We start from the raw sequence: 18,749 nt of genomic DNA, 5'->3' as shown, positions 1-18,749 counted from the left end.
GACTACCGGGGATGCTGGTCGGCGGCGGCGAACGCGGCGAGGATCTCGCCCTGGAGGCCGAACATCTCGGCCTTGTCGTCGGGCTCGGCGTGGTCGAACCCGAGCAGGTGCAGGATGCCGTGAGTCGTGAGGAGCAGCATCTCGTCGAGCGCCGAGTGCCCCGCGGTGACGGCCTGAGCGGTCGCGACCTGGGGGCAGAGCACGATGTCGCCGAGCAGGCCGGGCGGGGTGGGGTCGTCCTCCGTGCCGGGGCGGAGCTCGTCCATCGGGAAGCTGAGCACGTCGGTGGGGCCGGGCTCGTCCATCCACTGCACGTGGAGCTGCTCCATGGCGCCCTCGTCGACCAGGACGATGGCCAGTTCGGCCTCGGGATGCACGTGGAGCTGGTCGAGGGCGAAGGTCGCCAACCGCAGGATGGCCGACTCGTCGACCTCGATCGCGGACTCGTTGTTGACCTCGATGCTCACTGCGCGCCTCCCTGGGCCTGGTTCTGCTGCTGCCGGGCGAACTGGGCCGCCTGCTTCTCGGAGTCGTACTTCGTGTAGGCGTCCACGATGCGGGCCACGAGCGTGTGCCGCACGACGTCGTCGCTCGTCAGCCGTGCGAAGTGGATGTCGTCGATTCCGTCGAGCACCCGGGTCACGAGCTGGAGCCCCGACGCGCCGGTGGGCAGGTCGACCTGCGTGACGTCGCCGGTGACGACCATCTTCGAGCCGAAGCCGAGGCGGGTCAGGAACATCTTCATCTGCTCCGGCGTGGTGTTCTGCGCCTCGTCGAGGACGACGAACGCGTCGTTCAGCGTGCGACCGCGCATGTAGGCCAGAGGAGCCACCTCGACGGTGCCGGCGGCGAGGAGCTTGGGCACCACCTCGGGGTCCATCATCTCGTTCAGCGCGTCGTAGAGCGGCCGCAGGTAGGGGTCGATCTTGTCGGTGAGCGTGCCGGGGAGGAAGCCCAGGCGCTCGCCCGCCTCGACGGCCGGGCGCGTCAGGATGATGCGCGTGACCTCGCGACGCTGCAGCGCCTGGACGGCCTTCGCCATCGCCAGGTACGTCTTGCCGGTACCCGCCGGGCCGATGCCGAAGACGATCGTGTTCTCGTCGATCGCGTCGACGTAGTCCTTCTGGCCGAGCGTCTTCGCCCGGATGCTCTTGCCCTTGTTGGTGACGATGGGCGTGCCGAAGAGCTCGGCCGGGTGCCCCTTGCCCTCGTCGAGGATCCGCCCTGTGGAGGCGACCTCGGCGGGGCCCAGGTCGTGCCCGTTGCGCACCATCGCCACGAGCTCGTCGACCAGCTCTTGTGCGCGGACGACGTCGTCGACGGGACCCTCGAGAGTGACCTCGTTGCCGCGGACGAGCACGCGCACCGAGGGGTACTGCTTCTCGACCGCTCGGAGCAGCCGGTCTTGCGGGCCGAGGAGCTGCACCATCGCGACTCCGTCGACGATCAGGTCGACGCGCTTGCTCGGGCCGGTGGACGCGCCGGAGGCCGAGGCGCCCGGGCGGAGGTCGTTGCGGGGACTGCTAGGCAAGTGAGCCTTCCTGGAGGTGGCCGGCCATGACGTGCGCATGGACGTGGAACACGGTCTGGCCGACGGCTTCGCCCGTGTTGAAGATCAAGCGGAACTGACCGAGCGGGTATTCCCCCATGAGCTCGGGATCGAGCGAGAGCTGCTTCGCGGCCGCGACGACGTCGGCCAGCAGGGCCGGGTCGCCGGCGGCGAGCTCGACGACGTTCGCGTACTCCTGCGTCTTGGGCACGACGAGCAGGTGCACCGGAGCCTTGGGCGCGATGTCCTGGAAGGCGATGACGGTGTCGGTCTCGAAGACGATGGTCGCGGGGATCTCGCGCGCGATGATCCGGCTGAAGATCGACGGCTCGGCAGTCTCTGGCATGGTGCCCATCGTATCCGGGCCCGTCACCAACGCCCCAGCCTCGTGGACAGGACGGCCAGCGCCGCCGGGCCGGCGGTGGAGGTGCGCAGCACCGAGTCGCCCAGGCGGACGGCCATGGCGCCCGCCGCCCGGAACTGCTCCAGCTCGTGCGGGGTGATCCCGCCCTCCGGTCCGACGACGATCAGGACGTCGCCCGTGCTGTCGATCTCGACGTCGCCCGTGCTGTCGATCTCGACGGAGGACAGGGCGGCGTCGGCCGTTGGCTCCAGCACCAGCACCGTGGCGGACGCCGCCCGCCGCACCAGGTCGGCCGTCGACGCGACGCCCGACACCTCGGGCTGGTACGCCCGGATCGACTGCTTCGTGGCCTCTCGGACGATGGCCTGCCACCGGGCGATCCCCTTGGCGACCTTCGGCCCCTCCCAGCGGGAGATGCTCCGACCGGCCGCCCACGGCACGACCTCGTCGACGCCGAGCTCGGTCGCCGCCTGCACGGCCAACTCGTCGCGATCCCCCTTGGCGAGGGCCTGCACCAGGACCAGTCGACGGGCGGGACGGGGATGCACGGTGACCGTCTCGGCGACGAGCACGAGCCGGTCGCCGGTCGCCTCTCGCACCTCGCCCTCGACCACCAGACCGCGACCGTTGCCGACCCGCAGCGACTCGCCCGGCCGGACCCGGCTCACCGTGACGGCGTGCCGGGCCTCGGGGCCGGTCACGACCACGTCGGAGCCGACGGTCGACGAGGCCAGCTCTTCGACGAGGTAGAAATGCGCCACGATCAGAAGTTGAGGAACCGGTCGCGCAGCTTGCCGAACAACCCCTGCTGGAACTGCGAGAGCTGGGGCTTGTCGTGCTTGCGCCCGGTGGCGAACTTCTCGATCAGCTCGCGCTCCTTGTGGCTGAGCTTCGTCGGGGTGATCACCTGCACCCCGATTTTCAGGTCGCCGCGACCGGAACCGCGGAGGCGGGTGATCCCCCGGTCTTTGATGGTGATCACGTCGGCGCTCTGCGTGCCCGGCTTGACCTCGACCTCGATCTCGCCGTCGAGGGCGGTCACGGTCGTGGAGGTGCCGAGGATTGCGTCGGACATCTGCACCTCGAGCGTGGCGAGGAGGTCGTCGCCGGAGCGGCTGTAGACGTCGTGGTGCTTGACCTTGACCTCGAGGTACAGGTCGCCGTTCGGGCCGCCGGCGGGGCCAACCTCGCCCTGGCCGGGCATCTGGAGGCGGATGCCCGTGTCGACTCCCGCGGGGATGTCGACGGGGATCGTGCGACGGGCGCGGACGCGACCCTGGCCCTGGCAGGTGGGGCAGGGGTTGGGGATGACCGTGCCGTAGCCGCGGCAGGTGCCGCACGGGCTGGACGTGAGCACGTTGCCGAGGAGCGAGCGCACCGTGCGCTGGATCTGGCCGGAGCCGTGGCAGATGTCGCATGTCTGCGGCGAGGTGCCCGGGGCGCAGCAGGATCCGTCGCAGGTCGAGCAGAGCACGGCCGTGTCGACCTCGATGTCGCGCTGCACGCCGAACACGATGTCGTCGAGCTCGACCTCGAGCCGGAGCAGGGCGTCTTGGCCGCGCTCGCGCCGCGACCGCGGCCCCTGGCGCTGCTGGCCGCCGCCGCCGAAGAACGCGTCGAAGATGTCGCCGAAGCCGCCTCCTCCCCCGCCGCCGAAGCCGGCCTGCGGGCCGAGGTCGTACTGCTGGCGCTGCTGCGGGTCGCTCAGGACGTCGTAGGCGTGGGTGACGTCTTTGAACCGCTCCGACGCGTCGGGGCTCGGGTTGACGTCGGGGTGCAGCTCGCGCGCGAGCCGGCGGTACGCCTTCTTGATCTCGTCGGGTGTCGCCTGTCGGTCGACGCCCAGGACGTCGTAGTGATCTGCCACTGGTCTCCGTAGTGCTTCTCGTGGATCGTGCGTGTGAAAGTCGGGTGGGTGGGATGCTCGGGGCGGGTCTCGACGCTGCTACCGGTCGCCGAGCAGTCCGGTCAGGTAGCGGGCGACGGCTCGGACGGCCGCCATGTTGGTCGAGTAGTCCATGCGGGTCGGGCCGAGCACCCCGAGCCTGGCCAGCTCGCCCCCGGAGGCCGTGTAGCCGCTCGAGACGACGGACGTCTGGGCGAGGCCGAACGAGGCGTTCTCGGCGCCGATGCTCGCGACGACGTCGACGGCGTCGGAGCGCATCTCGCCGAACAGGCGGAGCAGCGTGACCTGCTCTTCTATGGCCTCGAGCACCGGGAAGAGGTTGCCGCTGAAGTCGTCCTCGGTCAGCACCAGGTTGGCGGCGCCGGCCATCACCAGGCGCTCCTGCCGGCCGGCGGTGACCTGCTCGACGAGGGTCTGCACGACCTCGGCGACGAAGGGGGTGCGCTCGGGGCGGAACCGCTCGACGAGCGTCGGCAGGAGGCTCGCCGCCTCGAGGAGGGGCTTGCCGCCGACGAGGGCGTTGATCGTGGCTCGCAGCTCGCCGAGGAACACCTCGTCGATCTCGGCACCGATCTCGAGCGTGCGCTGCTCGACGTTGCCCGCGTCGGTGATCAGGACCGTCATGACCCGCGTCTCGCTGAGACGGACGAGCTCGACGTGCCGGACGGTCGCCCGCGAGAAAGTCGGGTACTGCACCAGGGCCACCTGGTTGGTGAGCTGCGACAGGAGGCGCACCGTTCGGCTGAGGACCTCGTCGAGATCGGACGAGTGACCGAGGAAGGTCTCGATCGCCTGCCGTTGAGCGCTGGTCAGCGGTCGGAGGTCGGCCAGCTGGTTGACGAACAGCCGGTAGCCCTTGTCGGTCGGCACGCGCCCCGACGACGTGTGCGGCGCGGTGATGAGCTCTTCTTCTTCGAGAAGTGCCATGTCGTTGCGGATGGTCGCCGCACTGACGCCGAACTGGTGCCGCTCGACGATGGACTTCGACCCGACGGGCTCGCGGGAGGCCACGTAGTCGTGCACGATGACCCGGAGGACTTCGAGACCGCGCTCGCTGACCATCTGACCTCCCATCATGCGACGTTGGCACTCCGTCGATAAGACTGCCAATCGTACTCCACCGCCACTATGCTCTCCGCATGACTGATCCCGGCCAGCCGTACGGAAGCCCCTACCAGCCTCAGCCCCTGCGCCCCGAAGACGAGAAGCTCTGGGCCACGCTCGTGCACATCGGCGGCATCTTCTTCGGGTTCATCCCGTCGTTGATCGGCTACTTCGTCCTGCGCGATCGCGGGCCGTTCATCAAAGAGCACACCCGCTCCGCCCTGAACTTCCAGATCGGCGTGGCGATCGCCGGGCTGCTCAGCGGCATCCTCACCATCATCGTGATCGGCGTGATCACCGGCCCGATCGTGGCCCTGCTCAACGTCATCTTCTCGATCATCGCGGCCGTCGCCGCGAACCGGGGGCAGTACTACCGGTACCCGCTCACGTTCGAGTTCATCAAGCAGTGGCGGTCAGTTGCCGAGGAGTCGACGCACGACGGCGTCCGCCAGCAGGCGCCCGCGCAACGTGAGGCGGAGGGTGCCGGCGATGGCCTGCCGCCCCTCGATCAGCCCGTCCGCGATCAGGCCCGCGACGGCCGAGCGTCCGACCTCGTCGAGGTCCGACACGCGCAACTCGTCGCGGACACGGACGCCCAACAGGATCTTCTCGGTCTGGCGGGCCTGTGCATCCAACGTCTCTCGGCCCGCCGCAGGCGACACCCCGGCGACGATGCGCTCGGCGTACGCGGCGGGATGCTTGACGTTCCACCAGCGGACGCCGCCGACGTGGCTGTGCGCGCCCGGCCCGACGCCCCACCAGTCGTGGCCCTGCCAGTAGGCGAGGTTGTGTCGACTGGCGTGCTCGTCGCCGCGGGCCCAGTTGCTGACCTCGTACCAGCCGTAGCCGGCTTCTGCCAGCCGGGCGTCGGCCAGTTCGTACATGTCGGCGGCCGTGTCGTCGTCGGGCTCGGCGACCTCGCCGCGGCGGATCTGCCGGGCGAGCTTCGTGCCGTCCTCGACGATGAGCGAGTAGGCCGAGAGATGGTCGGGCTCTTGGGCGAGCGCCATGTCGAGCGAACGGCGCCAGTCGTCCAGGGTCTCACCGGGCGTGCCGTAGATGAGGTCGAGGCTGACGTCGAGGCCGGCGTCGCGGGCCCAGGCGACGACCAGGGGGATGCGGGCCGGATCGTGTGTGCGCTCGAGGGTGGCGAGCACGCTCGGGACGGCCGACTGCATGCCGAAGCTCACCCGGGTGAAGCCGGCCGCCTTGAGCTCGCGGAGGTACTGCTCGTCGACGGAGTCGGGGTTGGCCTCGGTGGTGACCTCGGCGCCGGGCACGAGACCCCAGGTGTCGACGACGGCGTGGAACATGCTCGCGAGGTCGGACGACGGCAGCATCGTGGGTGTCCCGCCACCGAAGAAGACGGTCGAGACCGGCCGCTCGGGGAGACCGGCGCGGCGGAGGATGCTCCCCCCTTCGATCACCTCGGCGATCGCCTGCGAGGCGTAGTCGCCGCGCTTCGCGCCCCGGAGTTCGTCGCCGGTGTAGGTGTTGAAGTCGCAGTACCCGCACCGCACGCGGCAGAACGGGACGTGCAGGTAGACGCCGAGGTTGCGGGACTCGGCACCGTCGCGGACGCTGTCGGGGAGGAGGCCGTCGGCGGGAGCCGGGTCGGCGAGCGGAAGAGTGCTGGGCACTGCCGGGCGCGCCTAGTCGCCGACCAGGACGCGGAGGTACCGCTCGGTGTACTTCTTCTGCTGGTGACGGAGGGCCGGGTAGACCAGGCGCCACTTCCAGTTGGCGGGGCGCGAGAACGAGCGGATGGTGAGCCAGACGGAGCCGTCGTCGGTCTGGTCGATCACCCACGACTCCTCGCCGTTCTCGGGGTGCCCCTCGAGCGTGCCGTACGCGAAACCCTTGCGCATCGGCTCGTCGATCACGTAGACGACGCGGACCGGAGCCTCCACGTGGCGGCCGTACGCCTTCATCTTCAGCGTGGCGGTGGTGCCGGCGGTGAGGAAGGGCTCGCCCTCGGGTGAGAACTGTGTCTCCCCCTCGGGGGCGGCGAACTCGGCGGGGTCGAGCGGGGTGCCGTCGTCGTCGAAGGTGACCGGCGTGTAGGCCCGTTCGTGCTCGGCGGGGATGTCGTCGACCCGGACCTCGATGCCGCTGCGCTCTTGCACCTTCCAGGTCATCAGGGCGGCCCACGCCGCTTCGAACCGGGAGTCGCCGTGGCCGATGCGCGTGCGGGCCTCGAACGGACGGAAGCCGGCCGGCGGGTACTGCATCAGATCGGGGGCCTGGGTCGCCCCGACCTGCCCGTAGGTGGTCTGGGTCTCGGTGTGGGTGGATCGGCGCATCCGGTCAGTCTAAACGCGTGCTGTCCGGGCTGCTGCGGGGTGCCGAATGTACGAAATCGGGCCTCCCTCGCGCGAGAGAGACCCGATTTCGTACATTCGGTGGGGACTGGGCTACGCCCGACCGCGAACGGCGCGGGCGATCCAGCCGATGATCGCGATGACCACGATGATCAGGCCGACCCAGAGGAGGAAGTGGAGAGCGGTGCCGATGAAGCTGACACCGAACACGATGAGGCCGACGATGAGAATGACGATCAGAAGAGGAACCATGTATCCAGCATGCTCCCAGTCCGCGTCGAGCGCCCGCTCGGTCTGGTCAGCGCCGACGGCGGCGGGGCGGCATGCGGTCGACCGTCATGACCCAGGCGGTGAAGGCGGCCACCGGGAGGGCGATGAGCCACGCGCCGAGGCCCGGCGCGAAGAGGGTGAGCGGTTCGTACGAGAGGGCGGCCGCGGTGACGAACGCGCCGGCGGCGACCCCGATCCTCGCGCGGCCACCCGCTCGAGCGAGCAGTGTGCCGACGGCCGAGCTGATCAGGCCTACGGCGGCACCCACGACGACGCCGATGATGGCTCCGAGGACACCGGCGAAGATCGAGTAGACGATGGCGTTTGCGATGCTCTGCGACACCTGTCCGAAGGAATCGGAGAGGACGTCGACCGCGCCGCTCACGACCGACACCACGACCATGCCCCCTCCCCCGAGCGCGAGCCCACCGAGGACTCCCGTGAGGGTCAGGCGAACGGGCGACGCCACACCGCGGTCGGGAGTCGGGGCAAGGCAGAACGTGGTCATGCCACGAACTTAGCACCTGCGCTAAATAGCTATCAAGCCCCGACCGACGAGCCTACTTCGCCTTCTTGGCCGCCTCGGTGTCGCCGCTGAGCGCAGCGATGAAGGCCTCCTGGGGGACGTCCACGCGACCGATGGTCTTCATGCGCTTCTTGCCCTCCTTCTGCTTCTCGAGCAGCTTGCGCTTGCGGGTGATGTCGCCGCCGTAGCACTTCGCGAGCACGTCTTTGCGCATCGCGCGGATGCTCTCGCGGGCGATGATCCGTGCGCCGATCGCGGCCTGAATCGGCACCTCGAACTGCTGGCGCGGGATCAGCTCACGAAGGCGGCCCGTCATCAGCACGCCGTACGCGTACGCCTTGTCGCGGTGGACGATGGTCGAGAACGCGTCGACCTGCTCGCCCTGCAGGAGGATGTCGACCTTGACGAGGTCGGCCTCCTGCTCGCCGCTGGGCTCGTAGTCGAGCGACGCATAGCCCTGGGTCTTGCTCTTGAGCTGGTCGAAGAAGTCGAAGACGATCTCGCCGAGCGGCATGTTGTAGCGGAGCTCGACCCGGTCTTCGCCGAGGAACTCCATGCCGAGGAGCGTGCCGCGGCGGCCCTGGCAGAGCTCCATGATGACGCCGACGTAGTCTTTCGGCGCCAGGATCGCGGCCTTGACCATCGGCTCGGCGACGCTCGAGATCTTGCCGTCGGGGAACTCCGACGGGTTGGTGACCGTGACGGTCTTCTTGTCTTCGGTGGTGACCTCGTAGACCACGCTGGGCGCGGTCGTGATGAGGTCGAGGTTGAACTCGCGCTCGAGGCGCTCGGTGATGATCTCGAGGTGCAGGAGGCCGAGGAACCCGCAGCGGAAGCCGAAACCGAGGGCGACCGAGGTCTCGGGCTCGTAGACGAGCGCGGCGTCGGACAGCTTGAGCTTGTCGAGCGCCTCGCGGAGCACCGGGTAGTCGCTGCCGTCGATCGGGTAGAGACCCGAGAACACCATCGGCAGGGGCTCGGTGTAGCCGGGTAGCGCGTCGGTCGCGGGCTTGGCGGCGGTCGTGACCGTGTCGCCGACCTTGGACTGCCGGACGTCTTTCACGCCGGTGATCAGGTAGCCGACCTCGCCGACGCTGAGACCGTTGCTCACCGTGGGCTCGGGAGAGGAGACTCCGATCTCGAGGATCTCGTGGATCGCCCGGGTCGACATCATCTGGATCTTCTCGCGCGGCTTGAGCGAGCCGTCGATCATGCGCACGTAGGTGATGACACCGCGGTAGCTGTCGTAGACGGAGTCGAAGATCATCGCGCGCGCCGGAGCGTCTTTGACGCCCTTCGGTGCGGGGATCTTCGCGACGACCACATCGAGCAGCTCTTCGACGCCCATGCCGGTCTTGCCGCTGACGCGCAGCACGTCTTCGGGCTTGCCGCCGATCAGCTGGGCGAGCTCGGCCGCGTACTTGTCGGGGTCGGCTGCCGGAAGGTCGATCTTGTTGAGCGCCGGGATGATCTCGAGGTCGTTCTCGAGGGCCAGGTAGAGGTTCGCCAGCGTCTGGGCCTCGATGCCCTGCGCCGCGTCGACGAGCAGGATCGCGCCCTCGCACGCGGCGAGCGAGCGGGAGACCTCGTAACTGAAGTCGACGTGCCCGGGGGTGTCGATCATGTTGAGGGCGTAGGTCGTGCCGTCGACCGCCCACGGCATGCGCACCGCCTGGCTCTTGATCGTGATGCCGCGCTCGCGCTCGATGTCCATCCGGTCGAGGTACTGGGCGCGCATGGCGCGATCTTCGACGATGCCGGTGATGCCGAGCATGCGGTCGGCGAGCGTCGACTTGCCGTGGTCGATGTGCGCGATGATGCAGAAGTTGCGGATGGCCTCGGGCGCGGTCGACGCCGGCTCGAGGGCGGTTGCTGCTTGGGGGCTCACGCGGTCCTTCTGGTGCGAGGTGATCTGACGGTCGAACCAGTGTCCCATGTCACGGGGGATGCGCGTGCCCGGCTGTGGAGAACGTGCATCCCCCGTCGTGCCGCACCCGGCACCGCACCCGCCTGCTGCGCTACGGCCGGGGCAGCGCTCCGAGCCCGCGCTCGATAGCTTCCGCGGGCGACGCGAGGCTCACCCGGATCCAGCCCTCGCCGGTCCGCCCGAACGCACTCCCGGGGGCCACGGCGACGCGCTCCCGGAGGAGGAAGTCCTCGGCCCACTGCGCGACGTCGCCCCGGGAGGCGTGGGAGACGTCGATCCAGAGATAGAAGGAGCCCTCCGGATCGAGGTAGTGGAAACCGTGGGCGTCGAGGAGGGACTTCGCCAGGCGGAGGTTCTCCTGATAGTGCAGGCGGGCATCCTGAACCGGTTGATTGTCTCCGACCACGGCCGCCAACGCGGCGTACTGATCGGGCTCGGCCACGCAGCTGATCTGGGCCTCCTGCACGCGACGCATCGTCTCCGCCATGCCCTGGGGCGTGACGAGGTAGCCGACGCGGACCCCGGTCATGGCGTAGGTCTTGCTCAGCGAGAAGACGCTCCAGACCCGGTCGTCGTCGTCGAGGGCCGCGAGGCTGACGTGCTTCTGGCCGTAGGTGAAGTACTCGTAGACCTCGTCGCTCAGGACCCAGAGGTCGTGCTGCTTCGCGAACGCGAGGAGGGAGCGCAGGGCCTCCTCCCCGAACACGCGGCCGAGCGGATTCGAGGGCGAGTTGACGATGATCGCGCGGGTGCGGTCGGTGACGAGGGTGGCGAGCTCGTCGAAGTCGGGCAGGAAGTCGTGCGCGGGAGTCAGCGTGTACGGAACGGGCTGGGCATCGAGCATCCTCGCGTTCATGCTGAAGGTGGTGTAGCCGGGGTCGGGCACGAGGATCTCGTCGCCCGCACCCAGCAGGAGACCCATCGCCTGGTGCAGCGCCTGCGTCGCGCCGATCGTGACCCAGACCTGCTCGACGTCGACGTGGACGTCGTTCTCGCGGGCGAGTTTGGCGACCAGGGCCTCCCGGAGCGGGGCGATGCCGCCGTTCGGCGTGTAGTTGGTGCGGTCGTCGGCCCAGGCGCGGCGGGCGGCGTCGATGATGTGGTGGGCGACGGGCACGTCGGGCTCCCCCACGACGAGCATCGTGACGTCGTCGAGGCCCAGGGCGAGCTCGAAGACGCGGCGGATCCCGGAACCGGGCACGGAGGCGATGTGCGGGGCGAGCGAAGGCATGGGGCGACGGTACTACGGGGTCGGTGCGGGCTGGTGCCGTGTCCGCCGAACACACGTGTTCGGCACGAACACACGTCCTAGGCGGTGGATTCGTGCCGACGAGAGGTGTTCGAGCAGTCGGCAGGGCCCGACTCGCCTTCCGGTCTTGATTGAGTGTCGGGAACCTGCCTGGTAGTGTTGACCCTTGGCTTCCGCTGCCGCTTCCCCGCTGCGCAGCGAATCGCAGCCACTGTTCGCCAAAGCGACCGGGTCTTCCCTCTAAAGACCTGTTCGGCTGCGATCATCACAACTACTCACGAAAAGGGAAAACCCAAGTGGCAAACATCAAGTCGCAGATCAAGCGCATCGGCACCAACAAGAAGGCCCAGGACCGCAACAAGGCCGTCAAGAGCGAGCTCAAGACCGCGATCCGCGCCACGCACACCGCGATCACCGCCGGTGATGCCGCTGCTGCCGCGACCGCTCTCGCCCTCGCCGGCAAGAAGCTCGACAAGGCCGTCAGCAAGGGTGTCATCCACCTCAACCAGGCTGCCAACCGCAAGTCGGCCATCGCCAAGCAGGTCGCCGCGCTCTCCTCGAAGTAGTCGCGACCGCCTCGGCGCTTGTCGGATCTGCGCTTGTCGGATCGGCGCTTGTCGGATCGGCACTTGTCGGATCGGCGCTCGCCGGATCGGCACTTGTCGAATCGGCACTTGTCGGATCGGCGCTCGCAGAGGCTGAGTTCGTCGAAGGCCCCGCCCCCGTTCAGTCGGGGGCGGGGCCTTCGCCGTTGTGCCGCATCGGGTGCGCCGTCCCAGGCGCGCGTCGACTCCACCGCTGGCCCGCCCGCCGGTTGGTGAGGAAATCCTCGCGAGAAGTGAGGAGATGCCGCCGCCAGGTGCACGCAAGCGAGGAGATCGGGGCCCTGCCGGTCGCGCCGCGAGGAGGTCCTTCGCTGAATTCCTCGCCTGGCGACACTCGACTCGCCGGGACTCCGCGGGCCACGGCAGGGCACGACAGACGACGACAGAACACGGCAGGCCACGACAGGACAGGCAGGCGACAACGGGACACGCCACACCACGCCCCGCCCGCCCCACCGCAGGCAACCCAACCCCCGAAGCGACGGGGGATGCCCGGCTCAGCGCAGCCGACCCCGCGCACTGATGACGGAGACCATGCGCTCGAGCGCGTAGACGGGGTCGCGCTCGGCCCCCTTGACCGCTGCGTCAGTGGTGGCCAGGAGGTCGATGGACGTGCCGAGCCCGTCGTCGGTCCAGCCGCGGAGGTCGCGCAGGGCTCGGTCGACCTGCCACGGCGCGAGACCGAACTGGGAGGCGAGCTGGCCGGACGCCCCGTGGGCGCCGCTCAGCTTGGCCATCGTGCGGATCTTGCTTGCGAACGCCGCGACGATCGGCACGGGGTCGGCACCGGACGCCAGAGCGTGCCGGAGGAGGATGAGCGCTTCGCCCTGCCGCCCGGCGATCGCGGCGTCGGCCACCTTGAACGCGTTGGTCTCGACGCGGCCGGAGTAGTACTTCTCGACCGTGGCCTCGGTGATCTCGGCGGCGGCGTCGGCCATCAGCTGCTGGCACGCGGAGGCGAGCTCGGCGAGGTCGTCCTGGAATGCCTGGACGAGGGCACGCAGCGCCCCCGCCGAGACACGACGGCCTTCGGCCGAGAACTCGGCCGCCGCGAACTCGAGCTTCTCGGTGTCTTTCTTGAGCTCGGCGCAGACGATCTCGATGCCGCCGCCGAGGCCGCCGCGGATGGCATCGAGCAGCTTTTTGCCGCGGACGCCACCCCCGTGACGCAGGATGAGGTACGTGTCGTCGGCCGGCGCCTCGAGGTACTGGAGGGTCTCGGTGAGGAACGCGTCGGTGCACTTCTCGACCGACGACGCCCGGAGCAGGCGCGGCTCGGCGAACAGCGACGGGCTGGCCAGCGTGATGAGCTCGCCCGGCGTGTAGTGATCGGCCTCGAGGTCGTTCACCTCGAGGCTGGGGTCTTCGGCCACGAGCTGGTCGCGGAGCTGGCGGATGGCACGGTCGGCGAGGAACTGCTCGGGCCCGGAGACGAGCACGACGGGTGCCGGTCGGATGCGGTGCCACGCGAGCTGATCGATGCGGACGGCGGTCTTCTTGGCCGCCGGTCGTGCGCCTGCCATCTGCCCTCGCCTTCTCGGGCTCGGACGGTGTCGTCGAGCCGGGATCAAGCCTAGGGGCAGCCGCCGACAAGCGAGGCCCGCTGGACCAGACATCGATCCGCGCATCGGCAGCGGCACCTTCACCGTCCGACAGCGCCACGAGCCCCTCCAAGTCGCTGCGCTCGACGGTCGCCCCGAGCCCGGTGAGCATCGCCAGCGTCTCGGCGGTCGGATGCCCGTAGCTGTTGGTCGCCCCGACGCCGACGAGGGCCACCCGCGGCGCGAGGGCCTCGTAGAGCGCGGCGCTCTGATCGCGCGAGCCGTGGTGCGAGACCTTGACCACGTCGGCCCGCGGAACCGAGCCGTGCGCCACCAGCCGCTGTTGCTCCCGCTCGCCGAGGTCGCCGAGTAAGACGATCGACGGACCGGGCGTCGAGGCACCGACGCCGGAAGCCGAACCGGGGCCCGAGTCGGAAGCCGAACCGGAGCCCGGGTCAGAAGCCGAACCGGACGCCGCGCCGTCGAGCGCCACGACGACGCTGGCCGCGTTGCCAGGCGCCTGGCCGGCCGGCGGCCAGAGCACGTCCAGCGACGCCGTTCCCAACGGGACCACCGAACCCGCTCGCCCCGTACCCACCGACGCCCCGCCTCGCCGAAGATCATCGACCAGCCGGGCGTCCTCCGCGCCGTCCGTCGGCCCGACCAGGACGGCCGACACCCGCCCCACCAGGGCTCGGGCCACACCGACGTGATCGCGATCGAAGTGCGTGAGCACCAGGAGGTCGAGCCGGCCCACCCCACCGCGCTCGAGACAGGCCGACAGCAGCTCTTCGTCGTCGCCCGTGTCGACCAGCGCCACGCCTCCCCCGGACCGCAGCAGCACGGCGTCGCCCTGCCCGACGTCTTCCCTGTCAAGTCCAACAATGTTGTCCAGATTGAAATGTCGCAGCTTGTTTCAAGTCCGCTGCCGACCAGTCGCCCTCATTTTCAAACGATTCGGTGGGTCTCGTGCACTCTCTCGCTTGAGGTGGCGGCGGCGGCACGAGGACCCTTCTGTTCCAATAGGGCCGCATGACTTTCTCGCTCGTCACCCACGGCGCTGACGCATTGAATTCCATTTAGCAACGAATGGCCTCGAGATCGCCTTTGGAGGTCGCAACCGGGACGTGGGTTCTCATGCCCTGCTGCGGTACAGAGGTTTCGCGAGTTGAACATGACGGAGCGCGTCACATGGATCCGCTCTCACGTTCCAATGGGAATCATCGCTCTGCAGGCTGGGTGGCTGACCTTCTACTGGCGGACAATCGTCGACATGATTCGTTTTCGCTCGACCTCCAACCGCAACCCAGCGACTCGGAGCCTTTTTGGGGAGGGGGTGAGCCGTGACTTGATCATCGTTGTGGATACTGAAACAGTCGCGTTGAACTCAACGGCCTCGGGAGATCTTGCCCTATTGACTGGACTACTTGAGCAGGACGGCGTCAGCACGCTTCGCTACGCCGATGGGGGGCCGCCCAGCGGCGCCCCACGACAAGACAAGGAATTCTTCGGATCTGCGGCCATCGGCTGGATTCAAGTCACTCCCGACGAGCCGGGTGACGTCCTTCGGACGCATGGTGTCGTCTGGAGCGACGGAACGAACCTCAACGAAGGAGCCCTGGCCGGCGACACAGTCCCGGCCATTGCTGTGCAACTCGCCCAGAGGCGCGGGCACGAAACCTCGTTTGAAAGCACACCTGACGCCGTGCTCGTCGCCGCAGCCGATGCGGTAGGAGCCGACATCCTCATCTCGGAACGACGGGGCGTCGCCGGCCTCGACTCGCAGTTCGCACGTGGACTAACCGTGAGTACGGTTGCCGACGCCATCGCGTTGATCGGACTTTTCCTTCGGAGCCGCGGGAACTATCTTGAGGCTCTCGCCAAAGGAATCACAATCAAAGCGTCCAGGACCGCATTCTTTGAACACAGCAGCGCACTTTTTCTTCCTCACTCCGAGGAAGTGACGGATCTCGTCCGCGCCGTATCAGTCGAACGAAACGAGTCGGCGATTCGAGATCTGGCGGCCGCGTCGCTTCGCCGCATGGGACGCAGCCTCCAACGGAGGGATGAGGTATGGCGACTGGCAAGCCAAGTTCCCAATGCCGACGTCGCCGAAGACATGTCGTCTGCACTCGAGGCAATGCTGGCGGCACTAATGGGAGCTGTCGACGCGACGTCACGCTTGATCCACGTCCTCTACGGACTGCCGGGGCAACTACACACAAGCGGCTGGCAGAAGAAGCAATGGCAGAAGGATTTGAGACAATCAACACCGACTATTTGGTCAGCCGTCTTTGAACCTGCCTCGCACCCCGCTTCTATTGACGTGCTGCGGCTCCTGCGCAACACAGTTCATGCTGAAGGTCTGAGCGCAGTCGATGTCAGGACGAGCGGCCGTGTCGTGGCAACGTGGTTTCTCCTTCCACTCGCCGATGGCGAAACGATCGTGCGGCAGGCTGAGATGGTCGCCCCCCTTCGCGCATGGGGCATATTCCGCAGCAGTGACGGCAGTTATGCAGCGGACCCCGCAGTCCTTTCCGACCGGCTCATCCCGGCCATCTTTAGAATGCTGGCCGCCGTTCAGGAGGTCCTCGCCGGCGACCTGCGTGACGGAATTCCCGAGGTGCCGGTGCGTCAATCCCCGCGACTAGGGGGGCCCGCCATTGCTTCGAGTCATCTGAAACTGATCGGAATGACACCACGAAGCACGGTTTGAAAAAACTGCAGAGCGCTCGTCACGTTGCACGTCAGACGCCCTGGGCGCAGAACTGTGTGAGCGGCCAGGGCTGCCAGTAGTTTCCCTGTGACTACCATCCGTTTGTCTCCCCAGAAGCGTGGCTCGAGCCATCTTGCCAAGAACCAAGCCCTATGCGTCATCAGTTCACTCACCTGTGGAGTGCATTACCCGTCGACAGCCCCTTGCCGGGGCTCCAACGTGGCGAGCATCGCCTAATCTCGATCTATGAGCAGACCGGCGCGAGCGTTGCCCGTAGATCTTGCTCCCGAGCCATGGCCGGACATGCCATCAGAGGACCCATACGGCGAGGTCGCTCGTCAATTCGTTTTGAGATTAGAAAAGGCTCTAGGGGATGAAGGTCCGCGGCGAGTTGCCGCGCGAGCTGGGATTGGGCGAACCACCCTCTACAACGTCCTGAGCGGACGGACCTGGCCCGACTTAGCAACCATCGCGCGTCTTGAAAAAGCCTTGGGAACTGATCTATGGCCGAGCGTGAAGCCGCCGGGCGGGAAACGTTCTTAGCTGCATAGATATCAACCGTTCGGCGTTAAGCCTTCGAGCGTTTCGCCGGCGGCTAGGTACCGCGCTCCCGTATGTTCCGCGAGTTCGCGAAGTGACCGGAACGTGCCTATGGCCGTCGACGAACCCACCGACCCAAAATCTTTGCGATGCTCCACCATGTCCAGTGCAAACTGCACGAGGGGCGACTCCGGCAGGCCGTTGAATCGAACGACCCTTTCGCCCGTAGAGAGATCTCCGAACACGGTGACCTCCTCACCCGACCGCGTCACGACAACGTCGAGTCGTGAGCCGAGGTCGACGGCGTCAACCTCCATCCCCGGGTAGAGGCGCAGGCCTCGAAGCCAGCCGAGTTCCGTGACTAATCCGTCTCGTCCTGTGACGGTGAGTCGCGCAGAGCGCCGGATTGCCATGTTCATTACTATAAACATAGTCCAGGCCTTTAGGCTCACAAGCGGCCCGCTTCGGAGCCCGGCGAATCTGACCCGAGGACGGGTCATTAGCTGCCGTTTTCCGCACCAAGTCCTCCATCTTTGTGCCCTGGAACGACCGGAAGGCCCTTCACTAATGGACGCAGATGCGGTACAGCCCAATGTTCGCTACGTCGATGCTCGCGACTTCGGCGCGAACCCGGTGTCCTGGATGGTCGTGACTCAAATCAGTGGCCACCTGATCCTGACCGTCGAGGGTTTTCCATTTGCACGGGTCGAGCCCGTCGGCCCTCCCGTACCAAATGCGGTCCTCGACCGTTTTCAGCATGATCCTCCTACCCGCCAGTGACCACGGCTGGGTTCCGAAATGTTCCGTGCACGCACGTCCGCCACGAAAGGAAACCTTTGACTAAGAACACCGCCTCCGAAGCCGCGCCCGGACTACCCGCGGGGGCCGTGGCCGCTGGTCCTGCCGGAAGCGACGAGCGTCGCAAGGTCTACAAAGCGATCCGCAACGACCAGCTCCTGCTCCCCATACCGGTCCACCCGGGCGGCCTCGTCGTTCCGAGGTGGGACACCACCGGCGACGTCCCCGGGTGGACACTGACGGCCGCCGAGATCGACGTGCACCACCAGAGCCTGCTCTGGGGGCAAGTCTTCTACACCCGCAAGTCGGACGGTCGACGGGTGCGAGTCGGAGTGCGATGGAACCCCGAGCAGTTCGGGCTCGAAGCCCAATGCCTCGACTCCACCGAACTCAAAGGCGGGGCCGCTCTCGCACTGGAAGATACGGACGGCATCGACACCGACGCCCTCGAAATGTCCACCCTCCGCCGGGCGCAACGCCTCGTGGAACTGAACTCCTTCATCGGCTCCGTCGTCGCGGACCCGGCCGCTCAGGACGTCATCCTTCAATCCGCAGGCCTCGGGCTGACACGCCTCCCGGACCCGGAGAACTGGACCGCCGCCGGAGAAGCCGACGGCGCCGACGGGGATGGTGAAAGCGATGACTGACCACCAGAAGGAGCAGGTGGATTTCGCGCTTTACGACGACGGCAGCACGCCGGGGTGGCTGGACCGGCCGCCGGGCCGGCCAGCACCGATTCTTCGCCCGTATCAGATGCTGCTGCCCGTTCCCACTCTCGATGAGAACTTCGTTATCCCGCGGTGGAGCCCCGACGCGTTACCCGCTGGGTGGACGTTTCTTGCGGCTGAACTGGATGCGCCCCGGTTGACCCGTGTGAGTGGCCGGTTCATCTTCCGACGTGACGCCGACACCCGGTTCGTCGCCGTCTGGATCCAATGGTCACCCGACTGGAACCGCCTCACCGCTCTAACGGGAGAACCAGGAACGGGTGAATCGCTCGAGAAAGCGTTGGACGGCGACATGCGGCGCATCGAGGAGACAGTCCTGCGCCGCGTGGAACGCTACCTCGACCTCCTCACAATGGTCGGGGCAGAAGCGGCAACCCCGGACGTGCAACTCGTGATGCTGGAAGCCATCGGCATCGGACCCAGCGAACGACTGACATGACCATCCGCCGTCACTCCATCAACGTCCGCACCCGACCCGACACCACGGTCGTAACCGTCACCCTTCACGACGACGAGACCACCGGTGACACCCTGTGGCTGCGCATCCTCGACACCCCCACGCCGGGGCGGGGACACGTTCGATTGCGAGGCCAACCGCAGCAGAA

21 protein-coding genes and 2 pseudogenes are annotated in these 18,749 nt (G+C 67.7%); 7 read left to right on the top strand and 16 right to left on the bottom strand.

Features of this window, described 5'->3' with window-relative positions; genetic code table 11:
• Window positions 1–2: 2 nt before the first annotated feature.
• The 6 genes from ybeY to hrcA form a co-directional block, all read right to left on the bottom strand.
• Entirely contained in the window at window positions 3–467 is a 465-nt protein-coding gene (gene ybeY, locus ABEA39_RS02885; protein ID WP_345373008.1) for an rRNA maturation RNase YbeY, read from the bottom strand.
• A complete protein-coding gene (locus ABEA39_RS02880; protein WP_425556898.1) occupies window positions 464–1,531 on the bottom strand; it encodes a PhoH family protein in 1,068 nt (355 codons plus the stop codon). Before ABEA39_RS02880 ends, ybeY begins: the two co-directional genes overlap by 4 nt.
• Complete coding sequence (locus ABEA39_RS02875) at window positions 1,524–1,895, bottom strand: HIT domain-containing protein (RefSeq protein ID WP_345373007.1); 372 nt, start codon at window positions 1,893–1,895, stop codon at window positions 1,524–1,526. The genes ABEA39_RS02880 and ABEA39_RS02875 overlap by 8 nt, the downstream gene beginning before the upstream one ends.
• Window positions 1,896–1,918: 23 nt before the next feature.
• Window positions 1,919–2,674: a 16S rRNA (uracil(1498)-N(3))-methyltransferase gene (locus ABEA39_RS02870; RefSeq protein ID WP_345373005.1), complete on the bottom strand. Its 756-nt coding sequence runs from the start codon at window positions 2,672–2,674 to the stop codon at window positions 1,919–1,921.
• Between the two features lie 2 nt (window positions 2,675–2,676).
• Window positions 2,677–3,780, bottom strand: coding sequence for a molecular chaperone DnaJ (gene dnaJ, locus ABEA39_RS02865; RefSeq protein ID WP_345373003.1), 1,104 nt, complete (start codon window positions 3,778–3,780; stop codon window positions 2,677–2,679).
• A 78-nt stretch (window positions 3,781–3,858) separates the two neighbouring features.
• The gene (gene hrcA / locus ABEA39_RS02860) at window positions 3,859–4,881 is read right to left on the bottom strand and encodes a heat-inducible transcriptional repressor HrcA (protein WP_345373001.1); all 1,023 of its coding nucleotides are present in this window, start codon (window positions 4,879–4,881) and stop codon (window positions 3,859–3,861) included.
• 77 nt (window positions 4,882–4,958) lie between these two features.
• Here hrcA and ABEA39_RS02855 point away from each other — a divergent pair.
• Window positions 4,959–5,264, top strand: a pseudogene (locus ABEA39_RS02855) (DUF4870 domain-containing protein); the annotation flags it as partial.
• Window positions 5,265–5,336: 72 nt separating this feature from the next.
• On the opposite strand, the gene hemW reads toward ABEA39_RS02855, so the two are convergent.
• The 6 genes from hemW to ABEA39_RS02825 form a co-directional block, all read right to left on the bottom strand.
• On the bottom strand, window positions 5,337–6,563 hold the full coding sequence (hemW, locus tag ABEA39_RS02850; protein WP_345372999.1) for a radical SAM family heme chaperone HemW: 1,227 nt from the start codon (window positions 6,561–6,563) through the stop codon (window positions 5,337–5,339).
• A 12-nt stretch (window positions 6,564–6,575) separates the two neighbouring features.
• The gene (locus ABEA39_RS02845) at window positions 6,576–7,226 is read right to left on the bottom strand and encodes a DUF1990 family protein (protein ID WP_345372997.1); all 651 of its coding nucleotides are present in this window, start codon (window positions 7,224–7,226) and stop codon (window positions 6,576–6,578) included.
• Between the two features lie 111 nt (window positions 7,227–7,337).
• On the bottom strand, window positions 7,338–7,496 hold the full coding sequence (locus ABEA39_RS02840; RefSeq protein ID WP_345372995.1) for a hypothetical protein: 159 nt from the start codon (window positions 7,494–7,496) through the stop codon (window positions 7,338–7,340).
• A gap of 46 nt (window positions 7,497–7,542) precedes the next feature.
• Window positions 7,543–8,022, bottom strand: coding sequence for a hypothetical protein (locus tag ABEA39_RS02835; protein ID WP_345372993.1), 480 nt, complete (start codon window positions 8,020–8,022; stop codon window positions 7,543–7,545).
• A 52-nt stretch (window positions 8,023–8,074) separates the two neighbouring features.
• Complete coding sequence (gene lepA / locus ABEA39_RS02830) at window positions 8,075–9,928, bottom strand: translation elongation factor 4 (RefSeq protein WP_345373920.1); 1,854 nt, start codon at window positions 9,926–9,928, stop codon at window positions 8,075–8,077.
• Window positions 9,929–10,058: 130 nt separating this feature from the next.
• Entirely contained in the window at window positions 10,059–11,198 is a 1,140-nt protein-coding gene (locus ABEA39_RS02825) for a pyridoxal phosphate-dependent aminotransferase (protein ID WP_345372991.1), read from the bottom strand.
• A gap of 314 nt (window positions 11,199–11,512) precedes the next feature.
• Here ABEA39_RS02825 and rpsT point away from each other — a divergent pair, with 314 nt between their 5' ends.
• Window positions 11,513–11,782: a 30S ribosomal protein S20 gene (gene rpsT / locus ABEA39_RS02820; RefSeq protein ID WP_345372989.1), complete on the top strand. Its 270-nt coding sequence runs from the start codon at window positions 11,513–11,515 to the stop codon at window positions 11,780–11,782.
• Window positions 11,783–12,318: 536 nt separating this feature from the next.
• Here the strand turns inward: rpsT and holA are convergent.
• A complete protein-coding gene (holA, locus tag ABEA39_RS02815; protein WP_345372986.1) occupies window positions 12,319–13,344 on the bottom strand; it encodes a DNA polymerase III subunit delta in 1,026 nt (341 codons plus the stop codon).
• A 211-nt stretch (window positions 13,345–13,555) separates the two neighbouring features.
• On the opposite strand from holA, the gene ABEA39_RS02810 reads away from it, so the two are divergent.
• Window positions 13,556–13,735 carry a hypothetical protein gene (locus ABEA39_RS02810; RefSeq protein WP_345372984.1) on the top strand — a complete coding sequence of 60 codons (180 nt, stop codon included), beginning with the start codon at window positions 13,556–13,558 and terminating at the stop codon, window positions 13,733–13,735.
• Here ABEA39_RS02810 and ABEA39_RS18805 read toward each other — a convergent pair.
• Window positions 13,667–14,182, bottom strand: a pseudogene (locus tag ABEA39_RS18805) (ComEC/Rec2 family competence protein); the annotation flags it as partial. The gene ABEA39_RS02810 and the pseudogene ABEA39_RS18805 sit on opposite strands and share 69 nt — an antisense overlap.
• Before the next feature lie 348 nt (window positions 14,183–14,530).
• Between ABEA39_RS18805 and ABEA39_RS02805 the strand changes: the two are divergent.
• Window positions 14,531–16,078: a hypothetical protein gene (locus ABEA39_RS02805; protein ID WP_345372981.1), complete on the top strand. Its 1,548-nt coding sequence runs from the start codon at window positions 14,531–14,533 to the stop codon at window positions 16,076–16,078.
• 246 nt (window positions 16,079–16,324) lie between these two features.
• The gene (locus tag ABEA39_RS18800; protein WP_425556896.1) at window positions 16,325–16,621 is read left to right on the top strand and encodes a helix-turn-helix domain-containing protein; all 297 of its coding nucleotides are present in this window, start codon (window positions 16,325–16,327) and stop codon (window positions 16,619–16,621) included.
• An 11-nt stretch (window positions 16,622–16,632) separates the two neighbouring features.
• Here the strand turns inward: ABEA39_RS18800 and ABEA39_RS02800 are convergent, their stop codons facing one another.
• Both ABEA39_RS02800 and ABEA39_RS02795 read right to left on the bottom strand, forming a co-directional pair.
• Window positions 16,633–17,031, bottom strand: coding sequence for a hypothetical protein (locus ABEA39_RS02800; RefSeq protein WP_345372977.1), 399 nt, complete (start codon window positions 17,029–17,031; stop codon window positions 16,633–16,635).
• Between the two features lie 151 nt (window positions 17,032–17,182).
• Window positions 17,183–17,377: a hypothetical protein gene (locus ABEA39_RS02795; RefSeq protein WP_345372975.1), complete on the bottom strand. Its 195-nt coding sequence runs from the start codon at window positions 17,375–17,377 to the stop codon at window positions 17,183–17,185.
• Window positions 17,378–17,454: 77 nt separating this feature from the next.
• Between ABEA39_RS02795 and ABEA39_RS02790 the strand changes: the two genes are divergently transcribed.
• Together ABEA39_RS02790 and ABEA39_RS02785 are read left to right on the top strand one after the other, a co-directional pair.
• Window positions 17,455–18,063 (top strand): hypothetical protein, encoded by a 609-nt coding sequence (locus ABEA39_RS02790; RefSeq protein WP_345372972.1) that lies wholly within the window; start codon window positions 17,455–17,457, stop codon window positions 18,061–18,063.
• On the top strand, window positions 18,056–18,583 hold the full coding sequence (locus ABEA39_RS02785) for a hypothetical protein (RefSeq protein WP_345372969.1): 528 nt from the start codon (window positions 18,056–18,058) through the stop codon (window positions 18,581–18,583). Before ABEA39_RS02790 ends, ABEA39_RS02785 begins: the two co-directional genes overlap by 8 nt.
• Window positions 18,584–18,749 lie beyond the last annotated feature (166 nt).

This window comes from Frondihabitans cladoniiphilus, assembly GCF_039544345.1.
Classification (GTDB): domain Bacteria; phylum Actinomycetota; class Actinomycetes; order Actinomycetales; family Microbacteriaceae; genus Frondihabitans; species Frondihabitans cladoniiphilus.
The sequence above is the reverse complement of the archived record's forward strand: the minus strand, read 5'-3'. Positions and strand labels throughout refer to the sequence as shown.

Excerpts from the sequence above, each read along its gene's own strand:
- ABEA39_RS02875 (WP_345373007.1), bottom strand. The coding sequence starts at position 1,895 with ATGCCAGAGACTGCCGAGCCGTCGATCTTCAGCCGGATCATCGCGCGC.
- hrcA (WP_345373001.1), bottom strand. The coding sequence starts at position 4,881 with ATGGTCAGCGAGCGCGGTCTCGAAGTCCTCCGGGTCATCGTGCACGAC.
- ABEA39_RS02845 (WP_345372997.1), bottom strand. The coding sequence starts at position 7,226 with ATGCGCCGATCCACCCACACCGAGACCCAGACCACCTACGGGCAGGTC.
- ABEA39_RS02840 (WP_345372995.1), bottom strand. The coding sequence starts at position 7,496 with ATGGTTCCTCTTCTGATCGTCATTCTCATCGTCGGCCTCATCGTGTTC.
- ABEA39_RS02835 (WP_345372993.1), bottom strand. The coding sequence starts at position 8,022 with ATGACCACGTTCTGCCTTGCCCCGACTCCCGACCGCGGTGTGGCGTCG.
- ABEA39_RS02825 (WP_345372991.1), bottom strand. The coding sequence starts at position 11,198 with ATGCCTTCGCTCGCCCCGCACATCGCCTCCGTGCCCGGTTCCGGGATC.
- holA (WP_345372986.1), bottom strand. The coding sequence starts at position 13,344 with ATGGCAGGCGCACGACCGGCGGCCAAGAAGACCGCCGTCCGCATCGAT.
- ABEA39_RS02810 (WP_345372984.1), top strand. The coding sequence starts at position 13,556 with ATGCCCGTAGCTGTTGGTCGCCCCGACGCCGACGAGGGCCACCCGCGG.
- ABEA39_RS18800 (WP_425556896.1), top strand. The coding sequence starts at position 16,325 with ATGAGCAGACCGGCGCGAGCGTTGCCCGTAGATCTTGCTCCCGAGCCA.
- ABEA39_RS02800 (WP_345372977.1), bottom strand. The coding sequence starts at position 17,031 with ATGGCAATCCGGCGCTCTGCGCGACTCACCGTCACAGGACGAGACGGA.
- ABEA39_RS02795 (WP_345372975.1), bottom strand. The coding sequence starts at position 17,377 with ATGCTGAAAACGGTCGAGGACCGCATTTGGTACGGGAGGGCCGACGGG.
- ABEA39_RS02785 (WP_345372969.1), top strand. The coding sequence starts at position 18,056 with ATGACTGACCACCAGAAGGAGCAGGTGGATTTCGCGCTTTACGACGAC.